The organism is Candidatus Methylomirabilota bacterium, from assembly GCA_035764725.1.
Classification (GTDB): domain Bacteria; phylum Methylomirabilota; class Methylomirabilia; order Rokubacteriales; family CSP1-6; genus DASRWT01.
In genome coordinates this window covers 46,463-53,462 of the sequence record DASTYT010000022.1, presented here as the reverse complement: position 1 = coordinate 53,462, position 7,000 = coordinate 46,463, and the positions used below count along the sequence as shown (strand labels likewise).

Sequence of the window (7,000 nt, the reverse complement as noted above, 5' to 3'; positions counted from 1 at the left end):
CTGTTCTACGAGGTGGTGCTGGACTTCTTCGGCCTCTTCTTCGTCATCGGGCTGGGCATGGCATGTTACCGCCGCTTCATCAAGCGGCCCGCCCGCGTGGATCCCGACCCCCAGTTCGCCTACGCCCTCCTCATCCTGTTCGTGATCAACGTGACGGGCTTCGTGATGGAGGGCTGCCGGCTCGCCGCGGTGAAACCCTGGTGGGCGCCGTGGTCGCCGGTAGGCTACGCGGTGGGGCAGGGCTTCCTCGCCGCCGGGATGGGGGAGGGCGCGCTGCGCGGGCTCTACCTCGGCACCTGGCTCTTCCACGCCGCGGTGGTGTTCGTGTTCATCGCCCTTCTGCCGCGGTCGTACTTCATGCACCTCCTCACCACCCCGCTCAACATCTTCTTCTCCAAGCTCGGGCCGCGGGGCGCCATCGCCAAGATCGAGAACATCGAGGAGGCGGAGAGCCTCGGCATCTCGAAGTTCGAGGAGTTCTCGTGGAAGCGGCGGCTCGACTTCGATGCATGCGTGGAGTGCGGCCGCTGCCAGGACGCGTGCCCGGCGACTATGTCGGGTAGCGCGCTCAACCCCAAAGCCATCATTGTCAAGCTCAAGCGCTACATGCTGGACGGGGACACGAGGCCCATCCACGGCGAGATCATCAAGGCCGACGAGCTGTGGGCCTGCACGACCTGCATGGCCTGCGTGCAGGAGTGTCCCGCCCACATCGACATCGTCGACACCATCATCGACCTTCGCCGCTATCTCACGCTCTCCGAGGGCACGCTCCCGTCCACCGCGCCGATGACCCTGCAGAACATCGAGCGGGCGGGCAACCCGTGGGGGCTCGCCCCCGCCGAGCGCTTCGCCTGGGCGGAGGGGCTCGACGTGCCGGTGCTGGAGGCGGGCAAGCCTGTGGAGTACCTCTACTGGGTGGGCTGCTCGGCGTCCTACGATCGCCGCAACCAGGCCATCGCGCGAGCGGTGGTGAAGATCCTCAAGAAGGCTGGGGTGTCGTTCGGCGTCATGGCGGAGGAGCGCTGCCACGGCGAGGTGGCGCGGCGGCTCGGCAACGAGTACCTCTATCAGATGCTGGCGGACGAGAACGTGGGGAACATCAAGCAGTACGCCTTCGAGAAAGTCGTCAGCCACTGCCCACACTGCTTCAACACGCTCAAGAACGAGTACCCGCAGTTCGGCGGAGATTTCGAGGTGGTCCATCACTCGGTCGTGATCCGCGACCTGCTTCGCGAGGGTCGCATCCAGCCGGTGAAGCCCCTCGACAAGGCGGTGGCGTTCCACGACTCCTGCTACCTCGGCCGCTACAACGGGATCTTCGACGCCCCCCGCGAGTCCGCCATCTATGTGCCCGGCCTGCGCCTGCTCGAGATGCCGCGCGCGCGCGAGCGGGGACTTTGCTGCGGCGGCGGGGGCGGCCAGATGTGGATGGAGACCCCGGCGGAGGAGCGGGTCAACGTGATCCGCGTCAAGGAGGCGCTGACGGTGAAGCCGGACGTGGTCGCGAGCGCCTGTCCCTTCTGCCTCGCCATGGTCGATCTCGGGCGCAAGGTGGTGGGCGCCGAAGAGACCCTGCAGGCGAAGGACATCGCCGAGCTCGTCGCGGAGAGCCTGGAGTAGAGGCGATGGCGGCGCTGCGATTCCGCGACCTGGCGCTGTTCCTTCCGCGCCTGGCGCGCATGATCGCCTCGCTGATGGCCGACCGCACGATGCCGAAGGCGGCCAAGATCGCCCTCGCCGCGGTGGCCGTGTATCTCGCGAGCCCGATCGACCTGATCCCGGACTTCCTGCCCGTGATCGGCTATCTGGACGACGTGCTGCTGGTCGCAGTGGTCCTGGACGGGCTCCTGACCTACGTGGACCGGGCGCTGCTCTTGCGCTACTGGCCCGGCGATCCCGCCTCGCTCGACGCCTTCGCCGCGGTGGCCCGGCGGGTGGCCCGCTGGGTGCCGTCGAAGCTCAAGTCGCGGATCTTCAGCGGGACGCGCTCGTCAACGTGACCCCGCCGTCCACCGGCAGCACCACGCCGGTGACGTAGCGCGCCTCGTCGGAGGCGAGGAAGAGCGCGGCGTGGGCGATGTCCCAGCCGGTGCCCTCGACGCCGAGCGGAGAGGCCCGCCGTCGCTGGTCGCGCAGCTCGGGGCTCATGCCGGCCGCGTACACCATCGGCGTGTAGACCGGGCCGGGCGCGATGCAGTTCACGCGGATGCCCTGGGCGGCGTGGTCGACCGCCATGGCGCGCGTGAGCGCGATCACCGCCCCCTTGGAGACCGTGTAGGGCGTGAGGCCCCGCGGGCGGAGGGCGGAGATGGAGGAGATGTTGACGATGGCGCCGCCGCCGCCCTTCGTCATTGCGGGAATGGCGTGCTTGGACGCCAGCATCATGCTGGTCACGTTGACCCGCATCATGTGGTCCCAGTCGCCCTCCTCGACCTCGACGACGGTGGCGCGTCCGCCGATGCCGACGTTGTTGTCGAGGATGTCGAGCCGGCCCCAGCGTCGGACCGCTTCCTCCACCATGGCGCGGCAGTCGCCGCTCCGCGTGACGTCGGCTGCGAACACCGCCGCCTCGCCCCCTTCGACGGCGATCATCGCGCGCGTCGCCTCGGCGGCGTCCTTGCTCTGGTCAACGCACAGCACGCGCGCGCCCTCGCGCGCGAACACCACCGCGGTGGCGCGGCCGTTGCCGATGCCCTCGGCGCGCGAGCCCGCCCCCGTCACGATCGCCACCTTGCCCGCCAGACGTGGTCCCGCCATCACGATCCTCCTCGGTGTGACATCGCCGGAATCATAGCCGAAAACGGTGAGATGATGGCGCGGGGAGGGCCGGCGATGGGCGAGCGCGTGCGGGCGGTCAGCCGGGTGATCACACCGGAGCCGGTGGTGGAGGGCGCGGGGGTGCATCTGCGGCGCAGCATCGGGACCCGCGGGCTCGACCATCTCGATCCGTTCCTGCTTCTCGATCATTTCCAGTCCACCGTGCCCGCCGACTACGAGGCCGGCTTCCCCGTGCATCCGCACCGCGGGATCGAGACGGTGACCATCGTGCGCACCGGAGAGGTGCGCCATGCCGATTCCCTGGGGCATCGCGGCAGCATCGGCGCCGGCGACATCCAGTGGATGACCTCGGGCAGCGGCATCCTCCACGAGGAGATGCCGCAGGTCCGGCCCGAGGGGATCGGCGGGCTGCAGCTCTGGCTGAACCTGCCCGCCGCCGAGAAGATGAGCCGGCCAAAGTACCGCGATCTCGTGGCGGACCGGCTGCCCGAGGTGGAGACCGGCGAGGGGGCGCGCGTCCGTGCCATCGCCGGCGAGGCGGACGGCGGGCGGCTGGCGGGGCCGGTGGAGGGGCTGGCCGTCGCGCCCAAGTTCGTCGACGTGACGCTGCCCGCGGGCGCCCGCTTCCGCGAGGCGGTGCCCGCGGGGCACACCGCCTTCGCCTACGTGGACGCGGGTGAGGTGCGCTTCCCCGGCCAAGAGGAGGTGCGCGCGCCCGCGCTGGTGATCTTCGCGGACGGCGACGTGGTGGAGGCCTCGGCCGGGACGGGCGGCGGCCGCTTCCTCCTCGCCTCCGCGCGCCAGCTCCGCGAGCCGATCGCGCGCTGGGGCCCGTTCGTCATGAACACCCGCGCGGAGATCGAGCAGACGCTGCAGGAGCTCCGCAGCGGGCGCTTCATCAAGACGGAGCCGCGCGACGCCTAGCGCCCCGATCAAGTTCGACGTCGGCATCCTCGGCAGCCAGCCCGTCCCGATCATCGTCGAGCAGGTGAAGCTGGCCGAGGCGCTCGGCTACGACACCGCCTGGATCACCGACACCCATCTCGTCTGCCGCGAGCTCTGGGTGACGCTCACCGCCTGCGCGCTGGCGACCTCGCGCATCCGTCTCGGCCCCGGCATCACGGTGCCCCACACCCGGCACATCTCGGTGACGGCGAGCGCGGCGGCCACCCTGGAGGAGCTTGCGCCAGGGCGCGTGGTGGTGGGCGTGGGCACCGGGGGCAGCGCCGCGCAGACCATGGGGCTCACCCTCGCCCAGACCGCGCGCGTCGCCACGCTGGAGGCGATGGCGACCTCGCTCCACCGCCTCACGCGGCGCGAGGCGATCCGCTTCGAGAGCGGCACCGAGGGACGCCTGGCCTGGCTGCGCGAGCCGCGACGCATCCCGGTCTACGCGGCGGGCTCGGGGCCGCGCATGCTCGAGACGGCGGGCCGCGTCGGCGACGGGGTCATCATGTACGCGAGCGTGGATCCCGCCATCCTGCGTGCGGGGCTCACGCACGTGGCGGTGGGCGCACGCGCCTCCGGCCGCACGCTCGACGACCTCGACGTGGGGCTCTGGGCGCCCTTCTCGGTCGCGCGCGACGGCGTGCTGGCCCGCGACCATGCGCGCGGACGCGTCGCCTCCGCGCTCCGGCACCCGCTGCCCGTGCCGTTCAGCGACTCGGACCGGCCGCTGGTGGAGCGCCTGCGCCGCGAGTACGACGCCTTCCAGCACGCGACCGCCGCCGCCCGCCATCGCGAGCTGGTGCCGGATCGGCTCGTGGACCTGATGGCGCTGGCCGGCACCCCCGACGAGGTGCGTGCCCAGGTGAGCCGCGTGGCCACGGTGCCCGAGATCCGCCGCATCATCCTGCTGCCCCAGGTGCCGGACGCCGGCTTCGTGGCCCGCGAGTCCGCGCTCACCCTGTTCGCGGAGGAGGTCATGGCGCGCCTGTGCTAGCATCCCCCGGGGAGGGGGCGCATGGGCACGTTCCGGCTCTACACCGGCCCTGACGGGCAGTCACACATCGAGCGCATCGACCTCGCCCACCATCCGGAGTGGGCGAAGGGTCTCGCGACCACCCAGATATCTTTTCGCGAGGACCCTGCGGGTCGATTCATCGACTGGCATCCGGCGCCCCGCCGGCAGTTCGTGATCATCCTGTCCGGCCAGCTCGAGATCGGACTGGGGGACGGCTCGACGCACGTCTTCGGACCCGGCGACGCCCGTCTCGTGGAAGACACCACGGGGGACGGGCACACCACCCGCGTCCATGGAAGCCAGCCATGCCTGACCGCGACGATTCCGCTCGCCCAGCCGTGAAGATCCTCTTCGCCCCCAAGCAGCCCGCGCCGGTGCTCGAGATCGCGCGCGCCCTCGTGCCCCCTGGCTACGAGCTCGTGGTGGCGGACGTGGGCACGCCCGAGTTCATCGAAGCCGCGGCGGACGCCGAGTTCTATCTCGGCCTGGCCCGGCGCATGGGCGGCGAGTTCTTCCGCTCCGCGCCCAAGCTGCGCCTCGTCCAGCTCCTGAGCGCGGGCTACGACCACGTGGACGTGGAAGCGGCGCGCAAGGCCGGCGTGCCCGTCTCGAACAACGGCGGCGCCAACGCGATCGCGGTGGCCGAGCATACCCTCATGCTCACCCTCGCCGTGCTCAAGCGCCTCGTGCGCTTCCACAACGACGTGGTGGCGGGCCGCTGGCGCGTGGCCGATCCCGCCGACGCGCGGGTGGGCGAGCTGGCCGGGCGCACGGTGGGGCTCATCGGGCTCGGCAACATCGGCAAGAAGGTGGCGCGGCGGATCGTCGCGTGCGACGCGCGCGTCCAGTACTTCGACATCTGCCGGCTCTCTGAGGACGCGGCGGACGCCCTCGGGGTGCGCTTCGTCCTGCTCGACGAGCTCCTCCGCACGTCCGACGTGGTGAGCCTGCACGTGCCCCTGGACGACGGCACCCGCGGCATGATCGGCGCCCGCGAGCTCGGGATCATGAAGCGGAGCGCGGTGCTGATCAACACGTGCCGCGGCCCCGTGGTGGACGAGGTCGCGCTGCACGCCGCGCTCACGTCGGGGCAGATCGCGGGGGCGGGGCTCGACGTGATGACCGAGGAGCCGCCGAAGAAGGATCACCCGCTGTTCGCCCTCCCCAACGTGACCCTCACGCCGCACACCGCGGGCCCGACCTGGGAGAACTGGACCGCGCGCTTCCGGAACGGCTTCGACAACATCCAGCGTGTCGCCGCGGGCCAGCGGCCGCTCTGGGTGATCCCCGAGCTCGCCTGATGCGCTACGGCTTCTACCTCCCGACCCGCGGGCTGACGGCGACGCCAGAGGCCCTGGAGACGCTGCTCGTGCAGGGGGAGTCGCTGGGCTTCACGTCGGTGATGGTGTCCGACCACATCGTGTTTCCAGTGCGCATCGACTCCAAGTACCCGTACACGGTGAGCGGCGCGTTCCCGGGCGGCGGCGACGCCCTCGAACAGCTCACGCTGATGGCCTTCGTGGCGGCGAAGACGCGCGCGCTCCGCATCGTTTCCAGCGTGATGATCCTGCCGCACCGGAACCCGGTGGTGACGGCCAAGATGCTCGCCACCATCGACGTGCTCTCCAACGGCCGGGTCACGGTGGGCGCGGGGGTGGGCTGGATGCGCGAGGAGTTCCGCGCGCTCGATACGCCGGACTTCGACCGCCGCGGCGCGGTGTCGGACGAGTACCTGCGCATCTTCAAGACGCTGTGGACGCAGAGCCCGGCTTCGTTCGCGGGAGAGTTCTACCGCTTCGACCAGATCCGCTGCCTGCCCCAGCCGGTGCAGAAGCCCCATCCACCCATCTGGATCGGCGGACACAGCAAGGTCGCGCTCCGGCGCGCCGCGCGCTATGGGGACGGCTGGCACCCCGTGGGCGCAAACCCCGCCGTGCCGCTCCGCATCCCGGAGTTGGCCGCCTCTCTCGACGAGCTCCGTCGGCTCACCGACGCGGAACAGCGCGACTTCGCGAAGCTCACCATCTCGTACAAGGCGCCCGTCTACGACGCGAGCCAGCCGCTGGACGCGGGCGGCGAGCGGCGGCCCTTCACCGGCGGCCTGGCCCAGATTGCCGAGGACGTCGCCGAGTTCGCCCGCGCAGGGGTGAGCGAGATCATCATCGATTTCCGGGCCGAGGCGCTGTCGGAGAGCCTGGAGCGCATGGAGCGCTTCAGCCCCGTCATCGGCGCCACCGCCGACGTGTAGGAGACGCC

Annotated in this window: 7 protein-coding genes and 1 pseudogene; 7 read left to right on the top strand and 1 reads right to left on the bottom strand. The window is 71.0% G+C overall.

The annotated features are described in order from the left end of the window. On the top strand, nt 1–1,623 hold a 1,623-nt coding region (locus VFX14_03355; protein ID HEU5188705.1), incomplete at its 5' end, for a heterodisulfide reductase-related iron-sulfur binding cluster. Nucleotides 1,624–1,724: 101 nt separating this feature from the next. Continuing rightward, a pseudogene (locus VFX14_03350) lies at nt 1,725–1,835 on the top strand (DUF1232 domain-containing protein). 142 nt (nt 1,836–1,977) lie between these two features. Here the strand turns inward: VFX14_03350 and VFX14_03345 are convergent. Continuing rightward, nucleotides 1,978–2,760, bottom strand: coding sequence for an SDR family NAD(P)-dependent oxidoreductase (locus VFX14_03345; protein ID HEU5188704.1), 783 nt, complete (start codon nt 2,758–2,760; stop codon nt 1,978–1,980). Nucleotides 2,761–2,835: 75 nt separating this feature from the next. Here VFX14_03345 and VFX14_03340 point away from each other — a divergent pair, with 75 nt between their 5' ends. The 5 genes from VFX14_03340 to VFX14_03320 are packed head-to-tail and all read left to right on the top strand — an operon-like array spanning nt 2,836 to nt 6,992. Then, the gene (locus tag VFX14_03340) at nt 2,836–3,705 is read left to right on the top strand and encodes a pirin family protein (protein HEU5188703.1); all 870 of its coding nucleotides are present in this window, start codon (nt 2,836–2,838) and stop codon (nt 3,703–3,705) included. A gap of 7 nt (nt 3,706–3,712) precedes the next feature. Continuing rightward, nucleotides 3,713–4,723, top strand: coding sequence for an LLM class flavin-dependent oxidoreductase (locus VFX14_03335; GenBank protein HEU5188702.1), 1,011 nt, complete (start codon nt 3,713–3,715; stop codon nt 4,721–4,723). A gap of 21 nt (nt 4,724–4,744) precedes the next feature. Next, nucleotides 4,745–5,086: a cupin domain-containing protein gene (locus VFX14_03330; protein ID HEU5188701.1), complete on the top strand. Its 342-nt coding sequence runs from the start codon at nt 4,745–4,747 to the stop codon at nt 5,084–5,086. Further along, complete coding sequence (locus VFX14_03325) at nt 5,083–6,045, top strand: 2-hydroxyacid dehydrogenase (GenBank protein ID HEU5188700.1); 963 nt, start codon at nt 5,083–5,085, stop codon at nt 6,043–6,045. The genes VFX14_03330 and VFX14_03325 overlap by 4 nt, the downstream gene beginning before the upstream one ends. Then, nucleotides 6,045–6,992, top strand: coding sequence for an LLM class F420-dependent oxidoreductase (locus VFX14_03320; protein HEU5188699.1), 948 nt, complete (start codon nt 6,045–6,047; stop codon nt 6,990–6,992). Before VFX14_03325 ends, VFX14_03320 begins: the two co-directional genes overlap by 1 nt. Nucleotides 6,993–7,000: the final 8 nt, after the last annotated feature.